Source organism: Blautia sp. SF-50, assembly GCF_900101315.1.
GTDB classification, from domain to species: Bacteria; Bacillota; Clostridia; order Lachnospirales; family Lachnospiraceae; genus Blautia_A; species Blautia_A fusiformis.
This window is the reverse complement of the sequence record NZ_FMUW01000021.1, coordinates 26,446-53,291: the sequence shown is the minus strand read 5'-3', so window position 1 is coordinate 53,291 and position 26,846 is coordinate 26,446. Positions and strand designations below refer to the sequence as shown.

The following is a 26,846-nucleotide window of genomic DNA, read 5'->3' as shown; positions in this document are numbered from 1 at the left end:
TTCTACAGGAGAAAGAGCCGGGTACCCTATGTTTTACAGAAAAGCAGAGAAAAAACTTGCAAGAGAACAGAGAAAGCTCTCCCACTGTGAAAAAGAAAGCCGGAACTATCAGAAACAGAAAAAAAGGGTAGCTTTATGTCATGAAAAGATAAAGAACCAGAGAAAAGATTTCCAGCATAAGCTCAGCAGGGAGCTTGCGGAAAGATATGATGCAGTATGTGTGGAAAATCTGAATCTGAAGGGAATGTCCGGAGGGCTGCACCTTGGGAAAGGTGTGCAGGATAACGGGTACGGGCAGTTTCTGTTCATGTTGGGATACAAGCTGGAAGAATATGGAAAACATCTTATAAAAGTAGACCGTTATTTTGCATCCAGTAAGATCTGCAGTGTATGCGGACATAAGAAAAAGGAACTGGCATTGTCGGACAGAATGTATGTTTGTGAATGTGGAAATAGGATAGACCGGGATGTGAATGCAGCAGTCAACATCCGTGAAGAAGGAAAAAGAATCTATAAAGAATGTGCCTGACGGCACAAGAAAAAAATCCGTAACCGGATAAACATAAAAAACAAAACCGCGGGACACGCGGGGATAGCCTGTTTTAGCTTTGCCCTAAAGGGTAATCGAGCAGGAAGCCCCCACTTCAAAATCGTAAGATTTAAGTGGTGGGAGCATGTCACTTGCTTTGTGGAACAGATTGATATTTACAGGGAGGAATCGTATTTCAGATTCTTCAAGTACATAAGAGTTCACTTTTCGTTGTATTTTAAAGAAAGAGAGACATGGAAACTTTGGAACAACAGCGAAAGTATCTTTGAAAAAGATCAAGGGATTACAATAAAATGATATGTAAATGAAGAGTAAGGGGAAAAATGCTGATTACGGATATTATTAACATTTTGGGGAATGAGTTTAGTAGTATATATTGCGTAAATCGTCAAGATCAGTACATTCAGATTTATAGACATCTAAATGAAAACACAGAGTTAGATGAATTAATGAACGAGAAGAAAACATATGAAACCGTAATACAAAAGTATATAGAGACCAATGTATTTGAAGAAGACAGAAATAAAATGCTGGTTGCTACGGATTTTAATAATATATGCAAACAACTGCAACTGGTCTCACAGTTCACAATACATTACAGGATAAAAAATGGTAATGATATTTTGCGTTATCGTATGAAATGTGCAAGAATTGGAAATGCAGATACATTCGAAAAAATAGTGTTTGCGTTTGCAAGTGAGGATTCAGATATAAGATTAGATGAGTTAGGCATTATGAACTTGAGCAGCACCGGTGAGAAAAGAAAAAGCATCTTTTCTCTGCTTATTAAGTGATGATTGTGAGCTGGATCATCGGAGAATGGACAATGTTATTAATGAGTTTGTAGAGAATGCTCCGATTAAAGGAATAAAGATTAAATATGGTATTTACAAAAATATAGATAAGAATCTTTCAATAGCTACCATATATGATTATGCATCTATGGCGGCAGAAACAGTTATGGAAGATTATAATCATGACTATGCGTATTATACAGATGAACTGGCGCAGAAGAGACTTTATAACCAAATGATAGAAAACGATTTTACAGATGCTTTGAAAAATAAGGAGAGATTGGTATAGACGATATTATTTGGATTATTAATCGGCAGGGATAGTCACTTTCCCTTTATATTCCTGCAGGTTTTACATAAGAAGATGGATTTCGGTCAGCAAAGGCAGCTCCCACAATGCCTTTTGGATATCCGCTTCTGCAAGTTGTAGTAAGTAATTGCTTCCCATCAAAATCATGGGGAAAGCGAACTGGTCTGAAAGACCGCCAGTTAGTGTGATGATGATAAGGAGATTTTGAAACTGATGACAGACAGAGATTATGCAATTAAATCAGTGAAAGAAATTACCTTCCATATGGCAAGTCATGCACAGGATTAAGACATTATACTGATATTAAAGAACTGATGACAAGCTACCAGAAACTGATTTTAGAAAACCAGTTGTATTGGAAGAACTGGATATGGAGTGCCAGGAGAAAATCAATGAAGATATGGCATATGCATTGAGTTATTTGAGCATTTATAACAATCAGCTGAATGTGCCAAAGATGCACCGGGAAATGAATAACCTGATGATCATTTATGGCTTGTCTGATATGATCTATCGTGGAATGACACTGGTGAAGTTCTATGCACCGAATGGTGTGATGCTCAGTGAAATCCTTCATTCCTGTTTTTGCAGTCATTATAATAAGACAGATGTGGAAGTACAGCAGGAGCTAGGAATAGGCAGGACTTCTTTTTATAAAATGAAGAAGCAGGCACTTGGATATTTAGGATTTTATTTTTACGAGATCGTGGTACCGCAGGCAAAGGATAAAAGATTTAAACCGTCACTGGGCGTTGAGGAAGAGTAGGTGAGTAATATGAGATACGAAGATTCGATGAAAGGTGTAGCTGATCAAATAATCAAAGAACAGCAGCGAGCCAGTAAAATTAAAAACAATCCAGAAGAGTTCCATTGGCATGACGAATATGCAACGTTGAATTTCTTTCGGTTTATCTGCAAAAATATCGGTAACTTGAGAAATGGAGAAATTGAAAAAATGGTCACACGTTTAAAGTACATAGATCAGAAAGCAGTGGAAAACCATGTGAATGGTGCTGTTTGGGCATTTGATTATGATAAGATGTTCTGTGTATTGATGGAAAATGAAATTTGTCGAAAGGTGTGTGAAAAGAATAAATATAACAGTTGGATGAACCTGATGGGACAGTATTGTGTTTCAAGGACTTAAAGACGAAGAAAGTTGTTGGAGAGAAATAATTTCCAGCAACTCTGTCTTTAATGAATAGAGTTCATTTTTTTATTCAACTATTCCCATGATATATACAATATGTAAATGTGCAATTCAAATATCAGTTTATGCTAAGTGCAAAAATAATAATAATTACTATTATTGACAAAAGAATAATTATCATGTATAATACAGATATACAAGAAACAAAGTGTTAGAAAAATTGCTAGGAACTTGGTAACAAAAATAAATCGACATTGAAAATGGAAAATGACTATGAAAAAATATGAATGTGAACCATGTGGATATATTTATGATCCGGCAGTAGGAGATCCAGACGCCGGTATCGCTCCAGAAACTGCATTTGAGGATATTCCAGATGACTGGACATGCCCAATCTGCGGATTAGGAAAAGATGTTTTCGTTCCTGTAGAAGACTAAGCAGAAAATGCAGGTACGAAACTGCCAGACATTAAAAGAGCCTAAGAGAACATATAAAAGAAATGGAGGTCAAATTATGACTTACGATTTAAACATTACCTTTGATGACAATTTAGTAACAGGAAATAAAACAATCGATACACAGCACAAAGAATTGATTGACCGTATCCAGAACTTTGTAACTGCCTGTCAAAATGGCGACAGCAAAGTAAAAGCAATCAAAATGCTGGATTATCTGGATGAATATACTGACTTTCATTTCAAAGAAGAGGAAAAGCTTCAGGAAAAATCCGGTTATCCAGAGCGTGAAAAACATTATGAAAAACATGAAGAGTTTAAAAAGACAATTCAAGAACTGTATGAATACCTTCAGGAGTATGAAGGACCAACAGATCGGTTCAGTGAACTTGTACAGAAAAATGTAATCGACTGGCTGTTTGGACACATTAAAACATACGACCGCTCTGTGGCAAAATTTATCTTTATGAAACAAAATCCAGACCGATGCTAAAATAAACCAGGGAACGAGTTCACTCAGAATGTAGACAACGTGATGAAGTAAATTAGGGGCTGTCACAATGCAGCCCCTTTCCTGTTATAGCGATATTCTAGGTAATATATTGCGCTGGCATGACATATTATTTTACTACTACTATATGGGAAGAGCAAGCAGCTCTTCTTTTTTTTGTCCTTTTTATCCAATTTTAAGTTGTAAAGTCTCTTTTCATTCGACAAAATTCTCCACAGACAGAGGATATGCGACGAGCATTGATATGAACATCTATTTATGGAAAGAGGATATTGAAGACGGGGAATCGGTAATGACAGCCGAATATAGACCTGTAGAATACGGAAAGGACTATGATGTTGTCAATAATCCTGATAAATTTCAACTATATATAGATGGAAAAGAGATTAAATAGTAATCTCCTGAAAGCAAGCTTTTTGTCAATTATTTCAAAGAAAAATTAAAGGATAACAATACATAGTTTTGACAATGATATTTTGAAAAAATTTATAGGAATGCTCTATTATCAAATTGACATAGGAATATGGTAGCGTATAATTAGAATTGAATACACTGAAAAAATGGAGGAATTACATGAAAGCACATAAATATTGGTCAGTAGGAGCATTGATCACAATGCTTGGGACTTTTTACACTGGATATAAAAAGCAAAAATCAAGTCACAAATACTTTGCTTTAAGTTCTATGTTATGTATGGTAATGGCGATATATACAGGTCATAAAATGATTACCGGGAATAGGAAGAAAAAGGCGAATAAAGAGAAAGATACAGAAAGGGAGGGATAAATAATGTTGGAAGTAGGGGTTAAGGCACCGGATTTTGAGTTGCCAGATCAAAATGGGAAAATACATAGATTATCGGATTATACAGGAAAAAAAGTGATTTTATATTTCTATCCCAAGGATAATACAGCGGGATGCACGAAACAGGCATGTGGGTTTTCTGAGCGATACCCTCAGTTTACCGAAAAAGGAGCAGTTATTCTTGGAGTCAGTAAGGATTCTGTATCCTCTCATAAGAGATTTGAGGAAAAATATGGATTGACATTTACACTTTTAGCAGATCCAGAGCGGAAAGTTATTGAAGCATATGATGTATGGAAAGAAAAGAAAAATTATGGCAAAGTCTCTATGGGAGTAGTAAGAACCACATATCTTATTGATGAACAGGGGATTATTATAAAGGCAAATGATAAAGTCAAGGCTGCAGATGATCCTGAAAATATGCTCAAGGAATTAGATTAATGAAGATAATATTATCCCCTGCTAAAAAGATGATTACAGATACTGACAGCATAGCGCCGGATGGATTGCCTGAATTTATTGAAAAGACGACAGAGATACAAAGTTGGTTGAAAAGTAAGTCAAAAGAAGAACTGAAGACTATCTGGAAATGTAATGACAAAATTACAGAACAGAACTTCAATAGATTGGAAAACATGGATCTTTATCATTTACTTACCCCAGCTGTCTTATCATATGAAGGAATTGCTTTTCAATATATGGCTCCATCCGTGTTTGAGGACAGTCAATTCGAGTATGTACAAAATCATTTGAGAATAATATCTGCATTTTATGGTGTGCTAAAACCAAGGGATGGTGTGACACCTTATCGTTTGGAAATGCAGGCGAAGGTTGGAATAGGAGAAACAAAAAATCTGTATGAGTACTGGGGAGATTTATTATACCGCTCAGTGATTGATAACAGCAGGATTATAATCAATCTGGCATCGAAAGAATACTCTAAGTGCATAGAAAAATATCTGACACGACAGGATAGATACATTACGATTACATTTTGTGAGTTATCAGGAGATAAACTGGTGACAAAAGGTACATATGCTAAGATGGCCCGTGGTGAAATGGTTAGGTTCATGGCTGAAAACAGAATTGAAAATCCTGAGGATATTAAGAAATTTGATAGACTAGGCTATTCATTCCGCTCTGATTTATCATCAGATGCAGAATATGTTTTTGAACGGAAAAAATGATGATTGAATGATTATTTTAAATAAAAGGTAATCAGTAATATTGATTATTATAATAATAGTAATTATTACTATTATTTATTGACAATAAACAGATTGAGATGCACCACGAAGAGAGATATCGTGCACTTCTTAAGAATATTGAAACTGCACAGGTGTTTGAAAAGAGTGAAGTTAAGGTATGGGAATGCCGTAACTGTGGACATGTTGTGGTAGGAACAAAGGCACCTGAGATATGTCCAGTATGTAACCATCCACAGAGTTATTTCGAAATACGTGAAGAGAACTATTAAAGAGAAGGAGATTATTACAAAGAAGAAAGTGATTATTAAAAAAAGCAGTAATGATAGGCTGTGGCTTTGTTGGTTCTGCATCGGTTGGTAAAGAAGCATTAAAGTTTAAGAATCGACGGATGCTTTGAAGAAAGTTATAGAAACAATTGGATTTTAAATTTTAAACATAGGAAGATAAAAAAGATGGAAGTAAAATATTATGTATGCAATCATTGTGGAAACATTATTGAAATGTTAAAGGATCAAGGCGTACCAGTAATGTGTTGCGGAGAGGCTATGCATGAGTTAAAAGCTGGAGTGACAGATGCTGCTGTTGAGAAGCATGTACCTGTATATACAGTGGACAAACAGCATGTACATGTTGTGGTCGGTGAAATAAAACATCCAATGCTTGATAATCATTTCATTGAATGGATTACACTAAATACAAATCAGGGTATTTATAGAAAACAGCTAATTCCAGGACAGGAACCTATTGCGGATTTCTGCCTCTGTGATGGAGAATATGTAGAAGAAGTATACGCATACTGCAATCTTCATGGACTCTGGAAATGCTAAAAACACTTGACTTTCGTGCTAAGATTACAAAATAATTCAGATACAACAGTAATATATGCTGTGTATTAATATATTTATAAGGAGGAATAAACTAATGAAATATGTATGTGACGTTTGCGGATGGGAATATGATGAAGAGGAAGGTTATCCTGAAGGTGGTATTGCACCAGGAACAAAGTGGGAGGATGTTCCAGAAGATTTTGAATGCCCATTATGTAATGTTGGAAAAGATCAGTTTTCAGAAGTTGAATAGAAGCCTAATCTTGTGTTAAATACAGATGGATAAACCAAAACCCTGGTGCGTGAGCAACAGGGTTTTTTATTGCGATATTTTGTGATGATATCACAGAAAATAATCTACCTTTTGCTTATAATGTAGTTAGAAACTAAGTAAGGAGGTAGTCTAAATGAGATTAAAAGATAAAGTTGCAATCATTACGGGTGGAAGCCGTGGTATAGGATTTGCTACAGCTGATAAATTCTTGAAGGAAGGTGCTTCAGTTGTGTTGGCAGCAAGTTCACAGGAATCGGCAGATGTTGCTGTAGATAAATTAAAAGAAAAATATCCCAATGCAATAGTTGCTGGAATTAGTCCAAATCTGGCAAGCATGGAGTCTGTCAGAAAGGCTTTTAAAGAGGCAACTGAAAAATATGGATGTGTCGACATACTGGTAAATAATGCAGGGATTTCAGAAAACACCTCATTTATGGATTATACAGAGGAGACTTTTGATAAAGTCATGGATCTAAATGTAAAAGGAGTATTTAATACTACTCGTGTAGCAGCAGAATGTATGGTGGCAAGAGGCAAGGGGGTCATTCTCTCAACTTCTTCCATGGTGAGTATTTCGGGACAGCCAAGTGGGTTTGCTTATCCGGCATCGAAGTTTGCAGTAAACGGATTGACTGTATCATTAGCAAGAGAACTAGGACCTAAAGGTATTCGTGTTAATGCTGTTGCACCTGGGATTACAGAAACTGATATGATGAAGGCCGTGCCAAAGGAAGTTATCGAACCTATGATTGAAAGAATTCCATTGCGTCGTCTTGGACAGCCAGAAGATATTGCCAACGCGTTTGTGTTTCTTGCTTCAGATGAGGCGAGTTACATTACAGGTGTTATATTAAGTGTAGATGGTATGGCAAGAAGTTAAGTTAATGAGGTATGGTGATGTAATCACGGAAAATAAATGAAATTAAGACTATAATAAATCTACAAAAAGAGAAAGATAAGGAGGACTGTAAAATGTCTGCTATTAATATCAATAAAAATAATTTTCAGAACGAAGTACTGAATTCCGATAAACCCGTTCTTTTAGATTTTTGGGCATCTTGGTGTGCGCCTTGCCGTATGGTAGTACCTATTGTAGAGGAGATTGCAAGTGAGCGTAGAGATATTAAAGTTGGAAAGATTAATGTAGATGAAGAGCCTGAACTGGCAAATAAGTTCAGTATTATGAGCATTCCAACTTTAGTGGTTATGAAGAATGGGAAGATTGTACAGCAGGTTTCAGGGGCGAGACCTAAGAATGCGATTTTAGAAATGCTTTAGGGGGGGTGTGCTAATGGGATTTTTTGATCTCTTTAAACAGTCGAATATTAATCAAGGCATAGAAGAATATAAAAGGACTGATGATGCAGTTCTGCTGGATGTACGTACACCGCAGGAATATCAGGAAGGACATATACCAGAAAGTAAAAATGTGCCGTTGCAGCAACTTGACAATATTGCTTCTGTAGCGAAGAATAAGGATATCCCACTGTTTGTATACTGTTATTCCGGTTCACGAAGCCGCCAGGCAACTGGGATACTGCAACGAATGGGATATTCTAAAGTAAATAATATCGGTGGCATTGTAGCTTACTCAGGAAAGGTGGAAAAATAAGATGAAGGTAATAATTGTAGGAGGTGTAGCCGGAGGAGCTACAGCCGCAGCAAGAATACGCAGACTGAATGAACATGCTGAAATTACTGTGTTTGAAAGATCCGGATACATATCCTATGCAAATTGTGGACTTCCATATTATATTGGAGACGTGATCACAGACCCGGAAGAACTTACACTACAGACACCAGAGAGTTTTTTTAAACGCTTCCGTATTAACATGAAAATTCATCATGAAGTTATCTCCATACATCCGGAACGTAAAACGGTTTCAGTGAAAAATTTAGAGAATGGTGAGATATTTGAAGAAAAATATGATAAGCTGATCCTCTCTCCAGGTGCAAAGCCAACACAGCCGAGACTTCCCGGAGTAGGTATTGATAAACTTTTTACACTTCGTACTGTAGAAGACACTTTTCGGATAAAGGAATATATAAATAAGAATCATCCAAAATCGGCTGTATTGGCAGGTGGTGGTTTTATTGGTCTGGAACTGGCAGAAAATTTGAGGGAGCTTGGCATGGATGTTACGATTGTCCAGCGGCCTAAGCAGCTGATGAACCCTTTTGACCCGGATATGGCATCCATGATCCATAATGAAATGAGAAAACATGGGATAAAACTGGTACTGGGCTATACAGTAGAAGGATTTAAAGAAAAAGACACCGGAGTGGAGGTCCTGTTGAAAGATAATCCATCCCTTCAGGCTGATATGGTAGTTCTGGCAATCGGAGTCACACCAGACACAGTATTAGCAAAAGAAGCCGGTCTGGAACTTGGCATCAAGGAAAGTATTGTAGTGAATGACAGAATGGAAACCTCTGTACCGGATATTTATGCTGCAGGTGATGCAGTTCAGGTAAAACATTATGTTACGGGTAATGATGCGCTGATTTCTTTGGCAGGACCAGCCAATAAACAGGGCAGAATCATCGCTGATAATATTTGTGGCGGTGATAGTCGTTACCTGGGCAGTCAGGGAAGCTCCGTTATAAAAGTGTTTGATATGACAGCAGCCACTACAGGTATCAATGAAACCAATGCCAAAAAGTCAGGATTAGAGGTAGATACAGTAATTCTTTCTCCTATGAGTCATGCCGGTTACTATCCTGGTGGAAAAGTGATGACCATGAAGGTGGTTTTTGAAAAAGAGACCTATCGTTTGCTTGGTGCTCAGATTATTGGATATGAAGGAGTTGATAAACGTATTGATGTGCTGGCAACAGCAATTCATGCAGGGCTGAAGGCAACCCAGCTGAAGGATTTGGATCTCGCATATGCACCGCCTTATTCCTCTGCCAAGGATCCTGTAAATATGGCAGGATTCATGATAGACAATATAGCAAAAGGTACCTTAAAACAATGGCATCTGGAAGATATGGATAAGATTTCTAGAGATAAAAGTGTTGTGTTGCTGGATGTGAGAACTGTAGGTGAATTTAACAGGGGGCATATGGATGGATTCAAAAACATTCCTGTAGATGAACTAAGGGAACGTATCAATGAAATTGAGAAGGGAAAGCCCGTTTACCTGATATGCCAGAGTGGGCTACGCAGTTATATTGCAAGCCGTATTTTGGAAGGAAATGGATATGAAACATACAACTTTTCAGGTGGATTCCGCTTTTATGATGCAGTGGCTAATGACCATGCACTGATTGAAAGATCATATGCATGTGGTATGGATTATTAGAAATAAATAAAATATTTTTATAGTTTGATTGTAGTATAAAAAGATCCCCCATTTATTAGAATGACTTTCATAATTCTGATAAATGGAGGATTCTTTAGAGAAAAAAACGTTTTATGATCTTTGTAGTGTTTCCAGTCTTTTCGAATCAAGGATTGCTATTTTGCCGCGAGAGAGTCTGACGAGTCCTTCGCCTTGAAAGTATCGAAGCATTCGAGTGATAACTTCCCTGTGGGAACCAAGATGGTTTGCGATAGTTTCGTGAGTGATTTTCAGTTCATTTGTTCCTTCAATGGATGTTTCTTCTAAAAGAAATGAAGCAACACGCTTATCCAAACTCTTCCACATAATCTGTTCAATCAGCCACATGACATCAGAAAAACGGGTAGCCATTAACTCATTGGTATAGTTTGCGACAGGAGCAGATTCTTTCATGATGCCCTTATAGATTTCAGCAGGGATGATCCAAAGATCCGTATCTTTTTCTGCTTCAATGGTTACTTCAAATTGAATAGACCGCATGATACATGAGGCGGATAAAAGACACATATCCATATCGAACAGACGGTAAAGTGTAATCTCCCGTCCTTCATCTGAAAGTATGTAAGTTCGAAGCTGCCCGGATTTAACCAGTAATAATCCAGTACAGTCCAGGTTTCCATTGTGAATGATCGTTCCTTTTTTTACATCCCGTGTGATTAAATTGTCTGAAATTAGTTTTTTCTGTGCTGTATTTAAGTCATTCCATAGTGGAAAATAATTTTCGAAGCTCATAGCAGTCATCTCCTTTACGAACATAGTATACTTGCTTTTTTAAGATGCGTCAATTAAATAATTGACATATGCCATAAATAAAAATATACTGACTATAGTACATGACGGTTGTAAATATGAGGGAGGGATAAATAATGCAGGGAGATGTCAGTTTTACATTTTTGGACCGAATTGAAGAAGTAGAACTGAATATTGTAGATGGACGATGGCAGTCTGCACTGGCATTGGCATTGACTTTGCCAGATATTTGTGGAGGTATTGCTTTCCCGGAAATTGTTAAACATTATCGAGATGGCCGGGTTATGCTGGATCGGCAAAAGAATCCGACCCGTGATGTGGGAACCCAGTATATTCGCTGGTTTGATGAATATGCAGGGGACTACTTTAAACTATCTCAATCTGGTGAAAAGCCATATATTTGCGGAGAACGCTGTTGGCAGCTTCGATGTGAATATCTTCATCAAAATAAAGGATTTTTGAATGATGAAAATAATATACGCTTTCATCTTGGACTAAACTGTGGAATGTCAGTTTGTCAGTTGGACAGTATGAACATACAGGAGAACGGAAACGATGTTCATATAGACATAGAACAGTTTTGTCTGAGGATGTGCAAGGCAGCAAAGAGTTATTATGATAAAGTTCATTTGGAAAAAGACTTTAGTCTCTATAATACACCAGTTTTGGATTTTGTTCAGGTAACACAAAAAAAGAAAGCTGCTTCTATTATTGCACTAGTCTGTGGCAGTGAACGTTATGCAAAAGGATTAAAAGAAACATTGCAGTTTATTTCAGATCAGATCATGCTGTTTTATACACCGGAAAGTGCTAAAACAAAATTAGGCAGACATAAGCCGGATCTTTGGATTGTTACCGAAGATATGACGAGCCAACCGAATCAGCCATGGCGTGCGGACAGGACAACACCTGTAATTTTAATCACAGGCAATCCTGATGCTGTTGAGATTAAAAAGAATTCAGGAAAACTAACTGTTCTTTCTATGCCATTATCAATAGTTGATTTGCGGAAAACCGTCGAAATATATGTGTCGTGAGGAGAAGTTTATGCTGTACATAATACTATTATTTGTATTTGTAGTTGTATATTTGATGATGCTTATGCGGAGACAGAAAGAAAAGATGAGTGAAATTAAAATACAAATAGATCAACTGCAAGCACAACATGATCGATTGCAGAAAGAAAGGGATCAGTTACAAGAACGGATGAATCATCTGGAAGAGCAACGAGAACACTTGCAAATGCAAACAGACCAGGCATTTCGGAGTTCTGATGAAATCGAGAAAATTTGCGATGAGATATGGAATCATGCTAATACCATTCACCTTTACTCTTCGTTAGCTGAAGAAGAAAGCAAATCTATAACAATGAAAGAAAAACAAAAAGAAATTATTCGAACAACTGAGGAGATTCTAAACATCATATATAAATATAAAGGTAATGTATAATAAAAATATGTCATTGTAATGATTAGCGTTCAAGGTAAATTCTTATGTAATAATGTCACAGAAGGATTTACCTTTTTCAGGTACAATAGAGATACAAAATTTGAAAGGGGAACAAAGCATTGGCAAAAAGAGTGGCAAGTGTCGATAAAAAAAGATGTGTTGCCTGCGGAGTATGTGAAAATACTTGTCCGCTGGCAGCGGCCAAAGTTTACCATGGATGTTATGCTGTGATAGAAGAAACAGTGTGTGTAGGATGTGGAAAATGTGCAAAGTCCTGTCCGGCAGGTTGTATTGAAATGAAAGAGAGGACAGCGATGTGAAGAAAAAGAAACATTGGTATGATTATTTATGGATATGGGCGATCCTTTATTTTACACTCGGTTTTTTTAATATTTTGTTCGCCTGGTTTGGGATGATTGATTTCCTGTTGCCGTTAGGAATAGCAATATTCGGTGGAAATAAATTTTTCTGTAATCATTTGTGTGGACGTGGCCAGCTTTTTAGTAAGCTTGGTGGAGATTTAAAATGCTCAAGAAATAAACCAACCCCGCGATGGATGAGTTCAAAATGGTTCCGATACGGCTTTTTGATATTTTTCCTTACAATGTTTGGGAATATGGTATTTCAGACATATTTAGTTGGTGCCGGAGCATCATCCTTACGTGAAGCCATCAAATTATTCTGGACCTTCCGTGTTCCGTGGGGATGGACATACACTGCCGGAACAGTAGCTGATTGGGTGGCACAGTTTAGTTTTGGATTTTATAGTTTGATGCTTACATCTTTGTTGTTAGGGTTGATTGTAATGGTGTTATATAAGCCACGAACCTGGTGTACATTTTGTCCAATGGGAACAATGACGCAGGGTATCTGTAAATTAAAAAATAATGAAAAGAAGTAATACTATAAGGTGATTCATAAAAGGCATATGTCAAAAACGTTATTGACATATGTCTTTTATAGGACTATTATATAAGAAAAGCGAGAAAGGAGCAGTTTATGCCGAGACCAGTAAAATGCAGAAAAGTCTGCCATTTCCCCAATGTTTTAGAATTTCTTCCGGCAGATGATACGGAGAAAAAAACACCCATTGTTCTGACGGTAGATGAGTACGAGACAATCCGTCTTTTGGACAAGAAAGGTTATAGTCAGGAGCAGTGTGCAGTATCTATGCAGATCGCAAGAACGACGGTCCAGCGGATTTACGAGATTGCCCGGAAGAAAATAGCAGATGCACTTATTGACGGACATCCGCTCAGAATTGAGGGCGGGGATTTCAGAATCTGTGACGGTCAGAGCGGCAACTGCAGCTTTGGAGGATGTTACAAACAGGAAATTTACAAAAAATATGCAGCAGAAAAAGGAGAAGGTATTATGAGAATAGCAGTAACATATGAAAATGGACAGATTTTCCAGCACTTTGGACACACAGAGACATTTAAGATTTACGATGTAGAGGAAGGAAAAGTAGTACATTCAGAAATAGTAGATACGAATGGAAGCGGACATGGCGCATTGGCAGGAGTTCTTAATGCATTGAATGCAGATGTTTTGATTTGTGGCGGAATCGGAGGCGGCGCACAGACAGCGTTAGCGGCAGCAGGCATCAAGCTTTTCGGAGGAGTTTCCGGAGATGCAGATGAAGCAGTAGAAGCTTTTATCAATGAAACACTTGAGTATAATCCGGATGTGAAATGTTCTCACCATGAGCACAACCACGGGGAAGGACATACATGTGGTGAGCATGGATGTGGAAGCCACAGCTGCCATTAAGAAGAATAGCAAAAAATAATAGTACGAAAGGATGTGCCAAGGTAATGTAGAAGTTACCGCAGTACATCCTTTTGTGTTATGTGATTCTCATATTGATTATTTCTTACTTGCCGAAAATAATGAATTGAACGTATAATACTCCCATCTTTTTGTAACTGTCAAAGATGAGAGTATACTTAATTTATTGAGAAGAGTCAATTATATAACTGACATATGCTGTAAATAGAAGTAAAAAAGCGTAATAAAGTAAATCAACTTTTCTGTGATATCATCACGGAAGCAAGCACTTATTTGGGGTATATTAAGTTCAAATAGGAGAAGGAGTTGAAAAATATGACATCTATAAATATAAATAAAGAAAAGTTTGGACAATTAATTCATAAGGAAAAACCGGTTTTGGTTGATTTCTGGGCACCGTGGTGTGGTTATTGCCGTAGAATTGGAGCAGCTTATGAAAAAATAAGTGAAGAATACAGCGATATTCTTGTTGCTGGAAAAGTAAATATTGATGAAGAACCGCAGATTGCAGAAGCTGAAAAGATTGAGGTGATTCCTACGCTGGTTTTATATCGAAATGGAAAGGCAATAGATTCTATTGTTGCACCTGAATCAAAAATAATGATAGAGAATTTTATTAATGAAGCATTGGAAAAATAAAAGGAGGACTGCTGTATGAATGAAAATCATGTTTACGATATGATTATCGTAGGGGGAGGACCTGGAGGGTATACTTCAGCATTATACGCAGCCAGAGCAGGACTTGATACAATTGTTATAGAAAAATTATCTGCAGGTGGTCAGATGTCATTGACCTGGCAGATTGATAACTATCCTGGTTTTGAAAATGGAATTGACGGATTTTCATTGGCAGAGAAAATGCAAAAACAGGCGGAAAAATTTGATGCTAAAAGTGAATATGCTGAAGTTTATAATATGGATTTAACAGGAAAGCTTAAGAGAGTAGAAACTAGTTCGGGAATTTATATTGGGAAAACAGTAGTGATTGCTACTGGAGCAAATCCAAGAGAACTTGGCCTTGCTAAAGAAAAAGAATTGATAGGTCATGGGGTTGCTTATTGTGCCTCCTGTGATGGTATGTTTTATAAAGATAAGATCGTGGTGGTTGTTGGTGGTGGAAATTCTGCTGTATCAGATGCTGTTCTTTTAAGTCGAATTGCTAAGAAAGTCATCATTGTTCATCGAAGAGATACATTACGTGCAACGAAAATCTACCATGACCAGCTGATGAAAACTGAAAATATAGAGTTTCGATGGAACAATACAGTAAATGAACTGATTTATGGAGAACGATTGACTGGTGTGCGGTTGAAAGATACAGTTACAGGAGAAGAAAACATTATAGAATGTGACGGCCTGTTTGTGAGTATAGGAAGAAAACCGACAACAGATTTTTTAGATAATCAGATAGAACTGGATAATAAAGGATATATTGTGGCAGGTGAAAACACTGAAACGAGTATTCCGGGTGTTTATGCTGTAGGAGATGTCAGAACAAAGTTACTTCGTCAGATAGTAACAGCAGTGGCAGATGGTGCTATGGCAGTACATATGGCAGAAGAGTATGTGGAGAAATAACAATCAGAATTTAATTGTTTAAGAAATTGTTCTTTGGTTAATGGCATTTTTATGTATCCTCTAGTTTTACTAAAATTCAATATGTATTATGTATATAAATAACAGATAATCAGGTATTATCCTTCAGCTATTTGAAAAAATATATATCTACTGCAACTGTTCCGTAATATCTATAGTTTAAAAATGTACAAGAAGGTCGGTTGTCTTATTGGGGACGATTAAGAGGAAGAAATAAACACTATATAATGAAACAATTACATATGAGATGGAATTTTCTATAAGGACACAGGAATCTGGCAGTTCTTAGTGTTACCAAATCCTTCTGTCGTACAGGCTTCATAAAAGGAACTAATATGCGACACTATTGCAATCGAGGTAATATTGACATAGAATTCCATGTATTATAGAATGGTATCTGTAAAAAGAAGGCATGAAGAAAGCAGCTTTAAACGGGCTGTTTTTTTTGTGTCTTCTTTTGTCTTTCCTGAGTACCGGAGGAAAAGGAGTTTTCTGGATGGAGCAGAGAAGACAAAAATAAATAAGAACAGGAGGAAGTATATGGAGGATACCAGAAAAACAGTTTTGGCGGGAAACGGGGAAAAAGATGTTCCGCGTGCGGTCTACGATGGTGTTTTGACAATCGATGTAGACGCGCAGGTTGAAAGCATGGAGGAACAGGAAGAAGCCAGATGGCATCAGCTTTTGAATGCACATCGTACCAGAAAGATCCTGACGGGCCAGCTTAGGGGCATTGAAAAACTGGAGAGTGGATGGATGGTTGCTGTTACATACTTTAATGGTTTCCGGATCATTATCCCAATGAATGAAATGATGATCAACCTTCAGGGAGACGGGCGTGAAAACGCGGATACCTTAAACCGTCAGGTCCGTATTGCTAACAACATGCTCGGCTGTGATATTGATTTCATCATCAAAGATCTGGATAACAAGAGCCGGAGCGTTGTAGCATCCAGAAAAGATGCAATGCTTAAAAAGAGACAGACTTTTTACCTTGGGGAAGATACAGAAAAACCAATGCTCTATGAAGGCAGGATCGTGGAAGCAAGGGTGATCGCGGTAGCTCCCAAAGCAGTCCGCCTGGAAGTCTTTGGTGTAGAAGTATCTGTCCGGGCCAGAGACATGGCCTGGGAGTGGATGGTAGATGCCGGAGAAAAATTCCAGGTAGGTGATCTGGTGCTGGTCATGGTCAATAAGGTGGAAGCAAGCTCTGTTGACCAGATCATTATAGAAGTGGATGCAAAGAGTCCGACAGCCAATATCAATAAAGATAACCTCCGGAAATGCCATAAACAGGGAAAATATACAGGGATCATTACGGAAGTCTATAAGGGAACCTATTTTATCCGCCTTGATATCGGAGTCAATGCCGTGGCACATTCCTGCAATATGTCCGCACTTCCGGGAAAGAAAGATAAGATCGGATTTGTGGTGACCCGCATCAACGACAACTATGAAGTGGCAGAAGGCATTATCACAAGGCTTATCAAAAGAGCTTCCTGAAAATGTTTTTATGATTTTCAAAGAATTCTGTTGACACAGAAAAAGGGATTTCTTTAACATCGGAGATAAAGATGGAAAGGAGTGACGTCAGATGGCAAAAAAGAAGAAAAAACAGATGCGGGAAACCTTGTACTGTCCATATTGCAAAAGACCCGGGGTACTTAGGCCGGCAGCCTATGTCTATGGGGATAACAACCTGGATCCGGAGAAATACCTGTATGTATGCAGCGGCTATCCTTCCTGTGATTCATACATTGGGGCACACAAAAAAAGTATGCGTCCCATGGGAACCATGGCTGACAGCAATCTGCGTAATAAGCGGATCGAAGCACACAGAGCTTTGGATGCAATCTGGAAAAATGGTTATATGACCAAACACAGCACATATATCTGGCTTCAGAACCGTTTGAATCTCCGGGAAAAGGACACACATATCGGGAAATTTTCTTATTACCTGTGTGAACAGACCATCCGGGAATGTACAGACTATATAAAAAGCCGAGAGGAAAAAAAGAAATCCCCGGATAAAATAAGCGTGGCATGACGGAAAGGATGGATGCCCTTGAGACTACAGGCGACAGAAGATGATGTATATCATCTGATGGACCTTAAAGAACAGTATTTTATTATGACAGCAATATGCAGTGTGGCAGAGGGAATCAGCGCATACTTTTTCATGCAGCGTTCGGGACGGATTGCTTAAAAACATCGTTTCAGATGCGATACTCTATCATTAACCTGCCAAACATCAATCTGGGGCAGTTACAGATAATTCTCGCAGCAGTGGGCTTACTTTCTGTATTAGCAACGGTTAGCTGTACGTTGTTCCTGTCTGCAAAATGTAAAGACACATTGACAGTTTTGCTGATCTCTATTGTAGTTCTTCTCATGCCGCTTTTTGCTTATGTGGCGATGGGAGCAACATGGCTCTCTACCATACTTCCATCTGCCGGAATTGATTTGAAGAACATTTTCCTTTCTCAGCTTGCAGATTTCAATTATCTGAATATCGGTGGAATGAGTTTCTGGACACCGCAGATTATTTTGCTTTCGGCAGGAATTGAATTATTTGTGTTTATATTCTTGGCAATTCATTCCTATTGCAGACATCAGGTAGCATAAAAGAAGTTCAAAATAGAATGAATTGGTTATCTGCCGCATGACGGTAAAAGAAAAAAAGCCGCCGTTTCTTTGTGGCAACACAGACCTATGATGAATTTTCCGGAAATATTGTAGCTAATAGCATTGTTTATGCGTTGGAAATATCTGAAAAATTGATGATAGTAGAAATATAATATTAAAATAAAAAATAATATAAAAAATTGTTTTACTATAGAGAAATATATAGTATAATACAACCATAAGAAGTGATAAAAAAATAACAAGTTGACCTAGCCAAACATAATAAGTTTTACTGTTGTGTTTGGCTTTTTTTATTTGATAGCCAGAGCGGGAAGTGAGGTGTCTGCAATGATAATCTGTGTTATCTTTGATTTGGGAATGGCAGTGATTATGTTTTTATTCGGAATCTGCTTTGTAAAATCAAATGGAAAGGCCGCTGCATTTTTGTCTGGCTATAATATGAAATCTAAGGAAGAACGAAAACAGTATGATGAAAAAGAAATGTGCAGAGTATATGGAAATCGGATGATGTGGATGGCACTGCCATTTGTAGTCGGTGCAGCCATAGATTTATTATACAGTGGAATCGGGTGTTTTGCAGCGTGTGTAATATGGACCTTTCAATTTGTTTTATTGATGAAAGAACGTATGAAACGAGAAAAAATAGAAAAGAACATTTAGGCAAAAATTATATGCGAAAGAAGATATACAAGCTATCCAGGAACAGGATAATACTCGGTAACAAGAGGAACTTTAACTACTTAAAGGAGATGACGTGAATATGAGATGGCCATATTGTGAAGGAAAAATGCGCAAGGGTCAGTTGCATGCGGTTGGTGCAGGGGCAGGACTGGAGTGGAAAGAAGGCTCTGAGAGTTTGCGGTTAAATACGGATCCAGAGTTGGCAGCAAGGATATCTGGAGACCGCATAGCTGCCTATAATTGTGATTTCTGCAGAAAGATTATTGTTTCTTACGAATATTGAGATTTTCAATTCTTTAAATTGTAATGACCGTAACGGGAAAGGATAAAATAGAGATAATAGAAAAAGATCCAGAGGGCGAGGAAGGCCGGATAAAAGTTAATTTAAGTTTCCTACAAATGTGTCATTATTTGCAGATTGTTGAGTTGATCGTGGAATTAGGCCCAGAGGAACAGGAAGACTGGACATTTGGCTCTCTCGTATATGAGGAAGAAAAGTATTCTATTGGAATTCCTACGGTTTTGTATAAGGAACTTCTGCCAATAGCAGAAGGTAAGGAAGAAAATTTACTGGAAAAACTTCTTGAAAAAATTTCTTCTAAGGAAACATATTTACTAGATATCGTTCCAGATGAGGCACTGTTATGGATGGTATAAGCAGCAGGAAATTAACATGGGGAATTTGCATCGCTGGCATTGCGATTGCAATAATAAGCTTCTTTTTCTTACCGGAGATTATTCCCGTTCACTTTGCTGGGAATGGAGTCGCAGATGACTTTGGCAATAAGATAGAAATTTTTTTAATGCCGATACTCCTTCTGACTGTTACAATCTTGAGTGGTATAAAAAGTATAAAGTATGTTCTGATGCATTCGAAGACTTGGCTAACAGTTGGTCAATATAACCTGATGATTGATTGTGTTTTAGGAATTATATTGATCGCAGAAATTTTTATGATTTATGCTTCGTTTGTTTAAATGACTACTTGAGTAGCGAAAACAAGGACTAAAAAGGGAACGCGCAAAATATCGTAAAAAACAGTAGAACCTGTATAAAATGATGAAAGAGGAGCATTGTTACTGTAAATATCAGCCTTTGCGGTCAGAAGACTTGCTTATAAATAAAGAAGCAAATATATGGCAGTTTCTGGTTCATTGGGCAGGCTGTTTTATATCAAAGTGTGAAGAGGAGCTGGTTCATGATGAAAAAAGTAATTCCAATTATTTTATTTACGGTATCAGCAATATTGCTTTCTGCATGTGGCAGAAAAGAAGAACTGTACGAGATTCCTAACCTGTCACAGTACAAGACAGATTATGTAGGAGATTCTTCGAATGTTATAAATATTGTAAGTGGGCAAGAGTATCAGGAAGGATATTCTTATGATAGCATACAGATACAGTCTGAAACGAAGCCTTATGGATTAACAGTATTTCTAAAAGTTGAGCCGTCTGCAGTTAAGATTGAAGATGAATTGCAAGTTAATGCGGATATGACATTTGATTTGATTGGTAATTTGGAAACGCTTGATTATAAAATAGCGGATAGTAAGGAAATCATTGCATCGTATGAACGGTAGATCATTCAGTGGTTAATATTTTGTCTGCTATTATATAGTAAGAAAAATAGGAAAGCGAAACATATATTTGGAGGACAGCAATGAGAAAATGTGAAAAGTGTGGAACAGTCATGAGAGCGGATTTAAGACTTAAAGTTAATGGCGGTGGCTATGGGATCGTTGTAGATGTAGATGAAAAACAAAAAACGACAACTATAGATGATGTTAAAGTTGCAGTCTGTCCAGAGTGTGGACATACAGAAATGTATTTAGAGGATTTAACTAAATTGAAGTAAAATTAGATATGATTGAAACAGGATAAAAAATTTTGATGGAATGCTTGTGGAGAAAATAAATATGAAAAAACTTAATTATACAGAAGATTTATTGAGAGTTATCTTCTTTTGGATAGGAATATTCTTTCTTGTTTCCGGTGTCTTAAGTTTTCTTGGGATATTAAAACCAGCAGTAAACTCAGGCATTCAGAATCCAGACATGTTGGGAACTGTGTTTTCTATAACGGGAGTGCTTATGTGTATAATAAGTGCTGCTCTTGGAATTTATACTGCAAAGCTTGATAAATTACATTTACAATTAATCGAAAATGGTACAAAAGTGAAGGGCTTGGTAGAAAAAGTATATTTGCAAAAATACACAAGATATAGAAGACAGATTCCATACAGGATTTTATATAGTTTTACATATCATGATAAAGTGTATTATCATAAAAGCCGTTTGGTATGGGAAAAGCCGGATCTTAAGAAAGGCGACTTGATTACCGTATATGTAAATAATCTTGGTAAATCAACAGTTTATAATTGCAATGAAGCGGTCTGATATCTAGCCTCTATATTTCGGAAAAATACTGCACGATCTGTGGTTTACAGAAGAGCAGCTTCAAAGAATGCTGAGTATGAAAAATGCAACTCCATCAGATGTATGGAAATTCAGAGATTATTAATTGGACAAATCAAAAAACTTGGTAAGAGTATTTTCATAATTCTGTTCAATTTTGTCTATGTTTTCGAGAATCCTGTTCATGTACAAATGCAACTAAATTAGAGTATAATAAGGGAAACCATTGAAACTGGGTTTCCGTATTGGACATTCCTGTGATGGCAGGAATGTCCTTTACATATAGCGGTAAATTCTGAAGTAGTTGGCATAGAAGTTCATGAGGTAGTTGACGTATGCTTTAAATCTTTTCATTTCGTTTTCCTCCTTTCTTTATCTTACAAGCACATTATAATATCAGAAGACGTATATTACTTGCCAAATGGGAAGAAAAAGTAGACAAAACTTGCAGGAGATTAATTGGAATGTACTGGTAAGAGCATCACAGACATTTGCCTGGATGCAGGAGTTGAGAGCCAAAGGACATTTAACAGGGTATTTCGTGAAAGATATAAAGTAACGTCAAGGGAATACCGGAATCTTTATCATGAACAATATATAAGTCAGACCCAGGATGAAATATCTGGAATGGAGAAATAGGATGGCATTTATAATCTGTATAGCAGCACTCATAATCATGATGTTTGTATTTACCAAAATGTTGTTAAGTTTTGGCAATAACAGCAGTGCGGCAGTTGAATCTGTTGATGCGACTGTAGTTGAAAAGAAGCAAGGAATCTATACCCATATGCAGTCTGAATCACATGTACCTTGGTTTCGCGTTGTATTTGAGATGACAGATGGAAGTTTGATGGAATTTCAAATGCAACAGGGAGATTTTCGTGAATTGGAAAAAGGCGATCGAGGTATGCTGACTTATCAGGGAAATCGGTATATATGTTACCAAAAATATAAATTTAAAAGTGAAGCACAGGAGGAAGAAAAATGTTAAGTGAAAGCATTGCAAAACTGGTACAGTATGGGATTACAACAGGTCTGACACCAGAATGTGAAAGAAATTACACAACAAATCTTCTGCTGGACGTTTTTCATGAGGATGACTATGAGAAACCGGACAGCATTGAGGAACCTGTTAATCTTGAAGCAACATTGGGCGAATTGCTGGACGAAGCTGTAAAAAGAGGACTGATCGAAGACAGTATTGTATACCGGGATCTATTTGATACCAGATTAATGAACTGTCTGATGCCGCGTCCGGGCCAGGTGCAAAAAGAATTCTGGGATAAATATAAAGAAAGCCCAAAGGAAGCAACTGATTATTTTATAAACTGAGTCAGGATAGCAATTATATCCGCAGATATCGCGTAGAGAAGGATCAAAAGTGGAAGGTAGACAGTCCATACGGTGAGATTGATATTACCATTAATTTGTCCAAACCGGAAAAAGATCCAAAAGCAATTGCCGCGGCAAGGAATGTAAAATCCGGAAGCTATCCGAAATGTCTTCTTTGCCCGGAAAATGAAAGATATGCGGGACGTGTTAATCATCCGGCAAGGCAGAACCACAGGATTATTCCGATCATGATCAATGATACTCCTTGGGGCTTCCAGTATTCTCCGTATGTGTATTACAATGAGCATTGTATTGTATTTAACTGCCAGCATACTCCAATGAAAATCGAGAGAAATGCATTCATTAAACTGTTTGATTTTGTAAAACTGTTTCCGCATTATTTCCTTGGATCTAATGCAGACCTGCCGATCGTAGGTGGTTCGATCCTAAGCCATGATCATTTCCAGGGTGGACATTATACATTTGCAATGGCAAAAGCACCAATTGAGCAGCATGTAATACTTCCGGGATTTGAAGATGTAGAGGCTGGAATTGTAAAATGGCCATTATCTGTGCTTCGTATTCGACATAAAGATTCCAACCGTTTGGTAGATCTGGCAACACATGTGCTGGAAGTATGGAGAGGCTATACCGATGAAAAAGCATTTATTTATGCTGAGACCAATGGAGAACCACATAATACAATTACACCAATTGCACGTAAAGTAGGTGATACCTACGAACTGGATCTGACATTAAGGAACAACATCACAACAGAAGAACATCCGCTGGGAGTGTACCATCCGCATGCAGAATATCATCATATTAAGAAAGAAAATATCGGTCTGATCGAAGTTATGGGACTTGCAGTTCTTCCGGTCAGATTAAAAGGTGAGATGGAACTTTTGGAAGAGTATATTCTCGAAGGCAAAGATATTTCTTCAAATGAACAGATTGAGAAACATGCAGAGTGGGTTAAGAAGTTTCTTCCGAAATATCCGGAAATCACAAAAGAAAACATCCATGGCATTCTTCAGAAAGAGATTGGAATCGTATTTACCCATGTTCTGGAAGATGCAGGAGTATACAAATGTACGACCGAGGGAAGAGAAGCATTCATGCGTTTTCTTGAAACATTATAAAAACTGAAATAAAAGGATTTTTGGGAAAATGGGAGGTAAGTGAAACCTCCCATTTTTTAAAAGGAAGATGATGAAAATAGAATATTTTTTATAAGGTGTGAAACCTTCCTAGGCTTTTCTTTTGGATGTAAGAAGAAGTAGCAGTGGAACAAAAATAAAGATCCTCCATAGTGCAGGAATGGTGATATTGTTTCGGAATGCAAATGCACTGCCAGAAGAATCTGCCGGTATGTAAATGCGAAGATCTACAGTACAGGATGAACTTTCATCTCGTATATCTAAAGGAAACTGAGAATGATATACTTTGCCTTCATGGCTGAATTTAACAGGCAGTGCCCAGTAATAATGACGCGGACTACCAAAATTATAAAGATAATATCCGTCTGCTTTGATTAAATTTGGATTTTCATGGTAAAGAAAATAGTTTTTATTGGCATAAAAGAATGTCCCGCCCATTAATAGAAGCCAGATCAGCACCAGTGCAGCTTTATTCAAAAAAGGACTATCAAATACTCTTTTCAAAAAATCCCCTCCTGTTAGATAAGGACATTTTATCAAATGAACCAGGAAAATTCGATAGAAAGAAAAAATTTATTATTATGAGAACCGATTTGCTTGTATCTGCATCTAATTAGTGTAAAACAAACACGTGTACAATCCGGCCGGACAGAAGGAGAAAACAGAGAAGCGATTTTGTATAGAAGAAAATAAGTGAGATCTGATTAGGTGCTGTCATGAATCAGTCTAGGATGAAACATCCCTGACCGGTCATGTCAGCCCCTTTTTTCCTGTTTTCAGGGTTCTGTTCACAGAGAAAAAGGAAAGTGTCTGAAAATACCCAAAAAGTGCTAAATATGAGATAAATGATGATGCGGTGTTTCTATCCGTAAAAAAACAGCGGAAAATGTTTTGTAGAAATCAGCTTACTGTTTGTAAAAGAAAATGTTTTTTCCAGCAGCCTTGGTTATTTTTTATTAAATCGGAGATATTAAAATCAGACGATTTAAAAAATTTGTCTGAATGCTGTTTATCGTTAAAAACAGGGGGCATGGATGGGAAAAAGAAAAGAGATAACCAGTAAGGATAATGGAAAGCAAAAAATGTGGATAATAATCACTGTCATCATAGTGTTCTTTGCTATGGCTGGCTATGCAGGAATGTCTTATTACTATTCAGACAGATTTTTTCGGGGAACAACGATCAATGGAATTAACTGTTCTGGAAAAACATCGGAAGAGGCAGAACAGGCGGTTGCTAAAAAAGCAGAGGACTATCTGCTGGAAGTAAAGGCAAGAAATCTGAAATCACAGAGTATCAATGGAAAATTGATCGGATATCGTTATGTTTCGGATGGCAGTATTTCCCAATATCTGGATGAACAAAAACCATATAAATGGGTTCGGGGATTTTGGAAAAAACAAAATTATACAGCCAAGGAAAATATGACCTATGATAAAGTGAAGTTAAAAAAACAGCTGGAAAAACTGGAATGTGTAAAAAAAGAGAATCAGACAGCACCAGAAGATGCTTATGTAGCTTATAAAGATTCGAAGTTTGAAATCGTACCGGAAACGGAAGGGAATACCATGGATTTCAATGGAGCTTATCAGGCACTGTCAGAAGCGGTTACTGACAAAAAAAGAACCATTGATCTGAATAGTTGTCCGGCTGTTTATGTAAAAGCAGCAGTACTGAAAGATGATCCAGATCTTAAAAATTCATTGGAAGAATGCCAAAATCTGATCCGGACCAAAATCGTATATATATTTGGAGAAGAAACGGTAACATTGGAGGGAGACGAGATCAGAAACTGGCTTATTTTTGATGAAAGAGGAAAGCTGCAAAAAAATGAGGATGAACTGAGACAGTGTGTGGCAGAATATGTGGCACAGCTGGCTGCCACACATGATACCGTAAATACAGAGAGGAAATTTTGTACAACAAACGGACGTACTGTTCAGGTGTATAGTTCCGTTTATGGATGGAAGATCGATCAGGAAAAGGAAATAGAAACCATTATGCAGGAAATGATTGCAGGAGTACAGATAAACCGGGAACCGGTATACGCTATGCGGGCAAATGCACGGGGAATGAATGATATAGGCAGCACGTATATTGAAGTGGACCTGTCTGCACAGCATTTATATTACTATCAGGATGGTTCGATCATTTTGGAATCGGATATTGTGTCAGGAGATATGCAGTATGCAGAACGGCAGACACCATCGGGAATTTTTCAACTGTATTACAAGAAAAGTCCATCTGTGCTGAAAGGAAAAATGTTGGAAAATGGGAAATATGAATATGAAAGACCAGTAACTTACTGGATGCCTTTTAATGGGGGGATTGGATTTCATGATGCTTCATGGCAGCCATACTTTGGAGGAAATCGTTTCCGAGAAGGTGGTGGATCCCATGGATGCATTAATCTTCCGGCGGACAAAGCGGCAGAACTTTATAATAGGATAGACGAAAGTGTGCCGATTGTCTGTTTTTATTAAAAATGGGCAGGATATATAGCTTCATATAGAGATTTGTTTATAAAATGGAAGATCTTAATTGGTCTTCTGTTTTTTTATAATTATCAGCAATAATTTTATGGAAGAAAAGTGTATATGTTCCGTCCAGATATGGAAAGAAGTCTTTGACTATTTTGACCGGGAATCGAAAAAAATCGAGATAAATGAGAACTATTCGATTGATGAAGATGCAAAGGAAACCTTGCAGGAGAAGAACAAGAGGATGCTGGTTACAGAAGCAAAACGAATGGCAGTGTATTAAAATTAGGTGGATGTAATTGAGGAAAAAATATGATATC

42 protein-coding genes and 2 pseudogenes are annotated in these 26,846 nt (G+C 37.4%); 42 read left to right on the top strand and 2 right to left on the bottom strand.

Annotated features, from left to right (window positions below; genetic code table 11):
• The 18 genes and pseudogenes from BLP57_RS12770 to BLP57_RS12690 all read left to right on the top strand — a co-directional run.
• Positions 1-529, top strand: a 529-nt coding sequence (locus BLP57_RS12770; RefSeq protein WP_139148847.1) for an RNA-guided endonuclease InsQ/TnpB family protein, incomplete at its 5' end; no start/stop codon positions are given.
• 344 nt (positions 530-873) lie between these two features.
• A complete protein-coding gene (locus BLP57_RS12765) occupies positions 874-1,344 on the top strand; it encodes a hypothetical protein (protein ID WP_015524970.1) in 471 nt (156 codons plus the stop codon).
• A 25-nt stretch (positions 1,345-1,369) separates the two neighbouring features.
• Entirely contained in the window at positions 1,370-1,633 is a 264-nt protein-coding gene (locus tag BLP57_RS12760; protein ID WP_015524971.1) for a hypothetical protein, read from the top strand.
• A 376-nt stretch (positions 1,634-2,009) separates the two neighbouring features.
• Positions 2,010-2,420: a hypothetical protein gene (locus tag BLP57_RS12755; protein WP_242872627.1), complete on the top strand. Its 411-nt coding sequence runs from the start codon at positions 2,010-2,012 to the stop codon at positions 2,418-2,420.
• 9 nt (positions 2,421-2,429) lie between these two features.
• Entirely contained in the window at positions 2,430-2,801 is a 372-nt protein-coding gene (locus BLP57_RS12750; protein WP_059086885.1) for a hypothetical protein, read from the top strand.
• A gap of 276 nt (positions 2,802-3,077) precedes the next feature.
• A complete protein-coding gene (gene rd / locus BLP57_RS12745) occupies positions 3,078-3,242 on the top strand; it encodes a rubredoxin (protein WP_015524975.1) in 165 nt (54 codons plus the stop codon).
• Between the two features lie 76 nt (positions 3,243-3,318).
• Positions 3,319-3,753 carry a bacteriohemerythrin gene (locus tag BLP57_RS12740; protein WP_015524976.1) on the top strand — a complete coding sequence of 145 codons (435 nt, stop codon included), beginning with the start codon at positions 3,319-3,321 and terminating at the stop codon, positions 3,751-3,753.
• A gap of 145 nt (positions 3,754-3,898) precedes the next feature.
• The gene (locus tag BLP57_RS18070) at positions 3,899-4,165 is read left to right on the top strand and encodes a hypothetical protein (RefSeq protein WP_207646711.1); all 267 of its coding nucleotides are present in this window, start codon (positions 3,899-3,901) and stop codon (positions 4,163-4,165) included.
• Between the two features lie 179 nt (positions 4,166-4,344).
• On the top strand, positions 4,345-4,557 hold the full coding sequence (locus BLP57_RS12735) for a DUF6219 family protein (RefSeq protein ID WP_005421604.1): 213 nt from the start codon (positions 4,345-4,347) through the stop codon (positions 4,555-4,557).
• A gap of 3 nt (positions 4,558-4,560) precedes the next feature.
• Complete coding sequence (gene bcp, locus BLP57_RS12730) at positions 4,561-5,016, top strand: thioredoxin-dependent thiol peroxidase (protein ID WP_005421605.1); 456 nt, start codon at positions 4,561-4,563, stop codon at positions 5,014-5,016.
• A complete protein-coding gene (gene yaaA, locus BLP57_RS12725; RefSeq protein ID WP_005421606.1) occupies positions 5,016-5,762 on the top strand; it encodes a peroxide stress protein YaaA in 747 nt (248 codons plus the stop codon). Before bcp ends, yaaA begins: the two co-directional genes overlap by 1 nt.
• An 89-nt stretch (positions 5,763-5,851) precedes the next feature.
• Positions 5,852-6,052 (top strand): annotated as a pseudogene (locus BLP57_RS12720) (rubrerythrin family protein); the annotation flags it as partial.
• Between the two features lie 183 nt (positions 6,053-6,235).
• On the top strand, positions 6,236-6,610 hold the full coding sequence (locus BLP57_RS12715) for a desulfoferrodoxin family protein (protein ID WP_015524981.1): 375 nt from the start codon (positions 6,236-6,238) through the stop codon (positions 6,608-6,610).
• Positions 6,611-6,704: 94 nt separating this feature from the next.
• Positions 6,705-6,863 carry a rubredoxin gene (locus BLP57_RS12710; protein WP_005339874.1) on the top strand — a complete coding sequence of 53 codons (159 nt, stop codon included), beginning with the start codon at positions 6,705-6,707 and terminating at the stop codon, positions 6,861-6,863.
• A 154-nt stretch (positions 6,864-7,017) separates the two neighbouring features.
• On the top strand, positions 7,018-7,764 hold the full coding sequence (locus BLP57_RS12705; protein ID WP_005421611.1) for an SDR family NAD(P)-dependent oxidoreductase: 747 nt from the start codon (positions 7,018-7,020) through the stop codon (positions 7,762-7,764).
• Between the two features lie 92 nt (positions 7,765-7,856).
• The gene (gene trxA, locus BLP57_RS12700) at positions 7,857-8,162 is read left to right on the top strand and encodes a thioredoxin (RefSeq protein ID WP_005421612.1); all 306 of its coding nucleotides are present in this window, start codon (positions 7,857-7,859) and stop codon (positions 8,160-8,162) included.
• Positions 8,163-8,175: 13 nt separating this feature from the next.
• Positions 8,176-8,496: a rhodanese-like domain-containing protein gene (locus BLP57_RS12695; protein ID WP_015524982.1), complete on the top strand. Its 321-nt coding sequence runs from the start codon at positions 8,176-8,178 to the stop codon at positions 8,494-8,496.
• Position 8,497: 1 nt separating this feature from the next.
• Entirely contained in the window at positions 8,498-10,189 is a 1,692-nt protein-coding gene (locus BLP57_RS12690) for an FAD-dependent oxidoreductase (protein ID WP_092072197.1), read from the top strand.
• Between the two features lie 111 nt (positions 10,190-10,300).
• On the opposite strand, the gene BLP57_RS12685 is transcribed toward BLP57_RS12690, so the two are convergent.
• A complete protein-coding gene (locus BLP57_RS12685) occupies positions 10,301-10,960 on the bottom strand; it encodes a Crp/Fnr family transcriptional regulator (RefSeq protein WP_226844672.1) in 660 nt (219 codons plus the stop codon).
• Positions 10,961-11,094: 134 nt separating this feature from the next.
• Here BLP57_RS12685 and BLP57_RS12680 point away from each other — a divergent pair, with 134 nt between their 5' ends.
• From BLP57_RS12680 to galT, 22 genes and pseudogenes are all read left to right on the top strand, one after another.
• Positions 11,095-12,015: a hypothetical protein gene (locus tag BLP57_RS12680; RefSeq protein ID WP_015524986.1), complete on the top strand. Its 921-nt coding sequence runs from the start codon at positions 11,095-11,097 to the stop codon at positions 12,013-12,015.
• A gap of 85 nt (positions 12,016-12,100) precedes the next feature.
• On the top strand, positions 12,101-12,427 hold the full coding sequence (locus BLP57_RS12675) for a hypothetical protein (RefSeq protein ID WP_226844668.1): 327 nt from the start codon (positions 12,101-12,103) through the stop codon (positions 12,425-12,427).
• A gap of 119 nt (positions 12,428-12,546) precedes the next feature.
• Complete coding sequence (locus BLP57_RS12670; protein ID WP_092072186.1) at positions 12,547-12,747, top strand: 4Fe-4S binding protein; 201 nt, start codon at positions 12,547-12,549, stop codon at positions 12,745-12,747.
• Positions 12,744-13,328, top strand: a complete 585-nt coding sequence (locus BLP57_RS12665; RefSeq protein WP_092072183.1) for a 4Fe-4S binding protein — start codon at positions 12,744-12,746, stop codon at positions 13,326-13,328. Before BLP57_RS12670 ends, BLP57_RS12665 begins: the two co-directional genes overlap by 4 nt.
• A gap of 98 nt (positions 13,329-13,426) precedes the next feature.
• On the top strand, positions 13,427-14,200 hold the full coding sequence (locus BLP57_RS12660; RefSeq protein ID WP_015524988.1) for a NifB/NifX family molybdenum-iron cluster-binding protein: 774 nt from the start codon (positions 13,427-13,429) through the stop codon (positions 14,198-14,200).
• A gap of 333 nt (positions 14,201-14,533) precedes the next feature.
• Positions 14,534-14,857 (top strand): thioredoxin family protein, encoded by a 324-nt coding sequence (locus tag BLP57_RS18320; protein WP_015524989.1) that lies wholly within the window; start codon positions 14,534-14,536, stop codon positions 14,855-14,857.
• Between the two features lie 15 nt (positions 14,858-14,872).
• The gene (gene trxB / locus BLP57_RS12650) at positions 14,873-15,796 is read left to right on the top strand and encodes a thioredoxin-disulfide reductase (RefSeq protein WP_015524990.1); all 924 of its coding nucleotides are present in this window, start codon (positions 14,873-14,875) and stop codon (positions 15,794-15,796) included.
• A 558-nt stretch (positions 15,797-16,354) separates the two neighbouring features.
• Complete coding sequence (locus tag BLP57_RS12645; protein WP_242872626.1) at positions 16,355-17,317, top strand: S1 RNA-binding domain-containing protein; 963 nt, start codon at positions 16,355-16,357, stop codon at positions 17,315-17,317.
• Between the two features lie 91 nt (positions 17,318-17,408).
• Positions 17,409-17,861, top strand: coding sequence for a zinc-finger-containing protein (locus BLP57_RS12640; RefSeq protein WP_055066318.1), 453 nt, complete (start codon positions 17,409-17,411; stop codon positions 17,859-17,861).
• Positions 17,862-17,879: 18 nt separating this feature from the next.
• The gene (locus BLP57_RS17870; protein ID WP_161208826.1) at positions 17,880-18,020 is read left to right on the top strand and encodes a hypothetical protein; all 141 of its coding nucleotides are present in this window, start codon (positions 17,880-17,882) and stop codon (positions 18,018-18,020) included.
• Between the two features lie 14 nt (positions 18,021-18,034).
• Entirely contained in the window at positions 18,035-18,439 is a 405-nt protein-coding gene (locus tag BLP57_RS12635) for a hypothetical protein (RefSeq protein ID WP_173775444.1), read from the top strand.
• Positions 18,440-18,817: 378 nt separating this feature from the next.
• Positions 18,818-19,120: a DUF3784 domain-containing protein gene (locus BLP57_RS12630; RefSeq protein ID WP_242872625.1), complete on the top strand. Its 303-nt coding sequence runs from the start codon at positions 18,818-18,820 to the stop codon at positions 19,118-19,120.
• Positions 19,121-19,220: 100 nt separating this feature from the next.
• Positions 19,221-19,424 carry a PF20097 family protein gene (locus BLP57_RS12625; RefSeq protein ID WP_092072177.1) on the top strand — a complete coding sequence of 68 codons (204 nt, stop codon included), beginning with the start codon at positions 19,221-19,223 and terminating at the stop codon, positions 19,422-19,424.
• Between the two features lie 23 nt (positions 19,425-19,447).
• On the top strand, positions 19,448-19,798 hold the full coding sequence (locus BLP57_RS12620) for a hypothetical protein (protein ID WP_092072174.1): 351 nt from the start codon (positions 19,448-19,450) through the stop codon (positions 19,796-19,798).
• On the top strand, positions 19,786-20,118 hold the full coding sequence (locus tag BLP57_RS12615) for a DUF1648 domain-containing protein (protein ID WP_015524994.1): 333 nt from the start codon (positions 19,786-19,788) through the stop codon (positions 20,116-20,118). Before BLP57_RS12620 ends, BLP57_RS12615 begins: the two co-directional genes overlap by 13 nt.
• 221 nt (positions 20,119-20,339) lie before the next feature.
• Positions 20,340-20,720, top strand: a complete 381-nt coding sequence (locus tag BLP57_RS12610) for a DUF4825 domain-containing protein (protein ID WP_092072171.1) — start codon at positions 20,340-20,342, stop codon at positions 20,718-20,720.
• 80 nt (positions 20,721-20,800) lie between these two features.
• Positions 20,801-20,995 (top strand): zinc ribbon domain-containing protein, encoded by a 195-nt coding sequence (locus BLP57_RS12605; protein WP_055056113.1) that lies wholly within the window; start codon positions 20,801-20,803, stop codon positions 20,993-20,995.
• A 61-nt stretch (positions 20,996-21,056) separates the two neighbouring features.
• A complete protein-coding gene (locus BLP57_RS12600; protein WP_092072167.1) occupies positions 21,057-21,536 on the top strand; it encodes a hypothetical protein in 480 nt (159 codons plus the stop codon).
• 25 nt (positions 21,537-21,561) lie between these two features.
• A complete protein-coding gene (locus tag BLP57_RS18900) occupies positions 21,562-21,660 on the top strand; it encodes a hypothetical protein (protein ID WP_173775452.1) in 99 nt (32 codons plus the stop codon).
• Between the two features lie 353 nt (positions 21,661-22,013).
• Positions 22,014-22,193 (top strand): helix-turn-helix domain-containing protein, encoded by a 180-nt coding sequence (locus BLP57_RS18755; RefSeq protein WP_092072164.1) that lies wholly within the window; start codon positions 22,014-22,016, stop codon positions 22,191-22,193.
• 1 nt (position 22,194) lies between these two features.
• On the top strand, positions 22,195-22,545 hold the full coding sequence (locus BLP57_RS12590) for a DUF2500 domain-containing protein (RefSeq protein WP_158526443.1): 351 nt from the start codon (positions 22,195-22,197) through the stop codon (positions 22,543-22,545).
• Positions 22,539-24,028: pseudogene (gene galT / locus BLP57_RS12585) on the top strand (UDP-glucose--hexose-1-phosphate uridylyltransferase). The gene BLP57_RS12590 and the pseudogene galT overlap by 7 nt, the downstream one beginning before the upstream one ends.
• A 108-nt stretch (positions 24,029-24,136) precedes the next feature.
• Here the strand turns inward: galT and BLP57_RS12580 are convergent.
• Positions 24,137-24,550, bottom strand: a complete 414-nt coding sequence (locus BLP57_RS12580) for a hypothetical protein (RefSeq protein WP_092072158.1) — start codon at positions 24,548-24,550, stop codon at positions 24,137-24,139.
• Between the two features lie 530 nt (positions 24,551-25,080).
• Between BLP57_RS12580 and BLP57_RS12575 the strand changes: the two genes are divergently transcribed.
• Both BLP57_RS12575 and BLP57_RS12570 read left to right on the top strand, forming a co-directional pair.
• Positions 25,081-26,529 carry a L,D-transpeptidase family protein gene (locus tag BLP57_RS12575; RefSeq protein ID WP_092072155.1) on the top strand — a complete coding sequence of 483 codons (1,449 nt, stop codon included), beginning with the start codon at positions 25,081-25,083 and terminating at the stop codon, positions 26,527-26,529.
• A gap of 97 nt (positions 26,530-26,626) precedes the next feature.
• The gene (locus BLP57_RS12570; protein ID WP_173775443.1) at positions 26,627-26,809 is read left to right on the top strand and encodes a hypothetical protein; all 183 of its coding nucleotides are present in this window, start codon (positions 26,627-26,629) and stop codon (positions 26,807-26,809) included.
• Positions 26,810-26,846 lie beyond the last annotated feature (37 nt).

Coding starts and splice junctions, on each gene's coding strand:
- BLP57_RS12765 (WP_015524970.1), top strand. CDS start 874: ATGCTGATTACGGATATTATTAACATTTTGGGGAATGAGTTTAGTAGT.
- BLP57_RS12760 (WP_015524971.1), top strand. CDS start 1,370: ATGGACAATGTTATTAATGAGTTTGTAGAGAATGCTCCGATTAAAGGA.
- BLP57_RS12750 (WP_059086885.1), top strand. CDS start 2,430: ATGAGATACGAAGATTCGATGAAAGGTGTAGCTGATCAAATAATCAAA.
- rd (WP_015524975.1), top strand. CDS start 3,078: ATGAAAAAATATGAATGTGAACCATGTGGATATATTTATGATCCGGCA.
- BLP57_RS12740 (WP_015524976.1), top strand. CDS start 3,319: ATGACTTACGATTTAAACATTACCTTTGATGACAATTTAGTAACAGGA.
- BLP57_RS18070 (WP_207646711.1), top strand. CDS start 3,899: ATGGGAAGAGCAAGCAGCTCTTCTTTTTTTTGTCCTTTTTATCCAATT.
- BLP57_RS12735 (WP_005421604.1), top strand. CDS start 4,345: ATGAAAGCACATAAATATTGGTCAGTAGGAGCATTGATCACAATGCTT.
- bcp (WP_005421605.1), top strand. CDS start 4,561: ATGTTGGAAGTAGGGGTTAAGGCACCGGATTTTGAGTTGCCAGATCAA.
- yaaA (WP_005421606.1), top strand. CDS start 5,016: ATGAAGATAATATTATCCCCTGCTAAAAAGATGATTACAGATACTGAC.
- BLP57_RS12715 (WP_015524981.1), top strand. CDS start 6,236: ATGGAAGTAAAATATTATGTATGCAATCATTGTGGAAACATTATTGAA.
- BLP57_RS12710 (WP_005339874.1), top strand. CDS start 6,705: ATGAAATATGTATGTGACGTTTGCGGATGGGAATATGATGAAGAGGAA.
- BLP57_RS12705 (WP_005421611.1), top strand. CDS start 7,018: ATGAGATTAAAAGATAAAGTTGCAATCATTACGGGTGGAAGCCGTGGT.
- trxA (WP_005421612.1), top strand. CDS start 7,857: ATGTCTGCTATTAATATCAATAAAAATAATTTTCAGAACGAAGTACTG.
- BLP57_RS12695 (WP_015524982.1), top strand. CDS start 8,176: ATGGGATTTTTTGATCTCTTTAAACAGTCGAATATTAATCAAGGCATA.
- BLP57_RS12690 (WP_092072197.1), top strand. CDS start 8,498: ATGAAGGTAATAATTGTAGGAGGTGTAGCCGGAGGAGCTACAGCCGCA.
- BLP57_RS12685 (WP_226844672.1), bottom strand. CDS start 10,960: ATGAGCTTCGAAAATTATTTTCCACTATGGAATGACTTAAATACAGCA.
- BLP57_RS12680 (WP_015524986.1), top strand. CDS start 11,095: ATGCAGGGAGATGTCAGTTTTACATTTTTGGACCGAATTGAAGAAGTA.
- BLP57_RS12675 (WP_226844668.1), top strand. CDS start 12,101: ATGAGTGAAATTAAAATACAAATAGATCAACTGCAAGCACAACATGAT.
- BLP57_RS12660 (WP_015524988.1), top strand. CDS start 13,427: ATGCCGAGACCAGTAAAATGCAGAAAAGTCTGCCATTTCCCCAATGTT.
- BLP57_RS18320 (WP_015524989.1), top strand. CDS start 14,534: ATGACATCTATAAATATAAATAAAGAAAAGTTTGGACAATTAATTCAT.
- trxB (WP_015524990.1), top strand. CDS start 14,873: ATGAATGAAAATCATGTTTACGATATGATTATCGTAGGGGGAGGACCT.
- BLP57_RS12645 (WP_242872626.1), top strand. CDS start 16,355: ATGGAGGATACCAGAAAAACAGTTTTGGCGGGAAACGGGGAAAAAGAT.
- BLP57_RS12640 (WP_055066318.1), top strand. CDS start 17,409: ATGGCAAAAAAGAAGAAAAAACAGATGCGGGAAACCTTGTACTGTCCA.
- BLP57_RS12635 (WP_173775444.1), top strand. CDS start 18,035: ATGCGATACTCTATCATTAACCTGCCAAACATCAATCTGGGGCAGTTA.
- BLP57_RS12630 (WP_242872625.1), top strand. CDS start 18,818: ATGGCAGTGATTATGTTTTTATTCGGAATCTGCTTTGTAAAATCAAAT.
- BLP57_RS12625 (WP_092072177.1), top strand. CDS start 19,221: ATGAGATGGCCATATTGTGAAGGAAAAATGCGCAAGGGTCAGTTGCAT.
- BLP57_RS12620 (WP_092072174.1), top strand. CDS start 19,448: ATGACCGTAACGGGAAAGGATAAAATAGAGATAATAGAAAAAGATCCA.
- BLP57_RS12615 (WP_015524994.1), top strand. CDS start 19,786: ATGGATGGTATAAGCAGCAGGAAATTAACATGGGGAATTTGCATCGCT.
- BLP57_RS12610 (WP_092072171.1), top strand. CDS start 20,340: ATGATGAAAAAAGTAATTCCAATTATTTTATTTACGGTATCAGCAATA.
- BLP57_RS12605 (WP_055056113.1), top strand. CDS start 20,801: ATGAGAAAATGTGAAAAGTGTGGAACAGTCATGAGAGCGGATTTAAGA.
- BLP57_RS12600 (WP_092072167.1), top strand. CDS start 21,057: ATGAAAAAACTTAATTATACAGAAGATTTATTGAGAGTTATCTTCTTT.
- BLP57_RS12590 (WP_158526443.1), top strand. CDS start 22,195: ATGGCATTTATAATCTGTATAGCAGCACTCATAATCATGATGTTTGTA.
- BLP57_RS12575 (WP_092072155.1), top strand. CDS start 25,081: ATGGGAAAAAGAAAAGAGATAACCAGTAAGGATAATGGAAAGCAAAAA.
- BLP57_RS12570 (WP_173775443.1), top strand. CDS start 26,627: ATGGAAGAAAAGTGTATATGTTCCGTCCAGATATGGAAAGAAGTCTTT.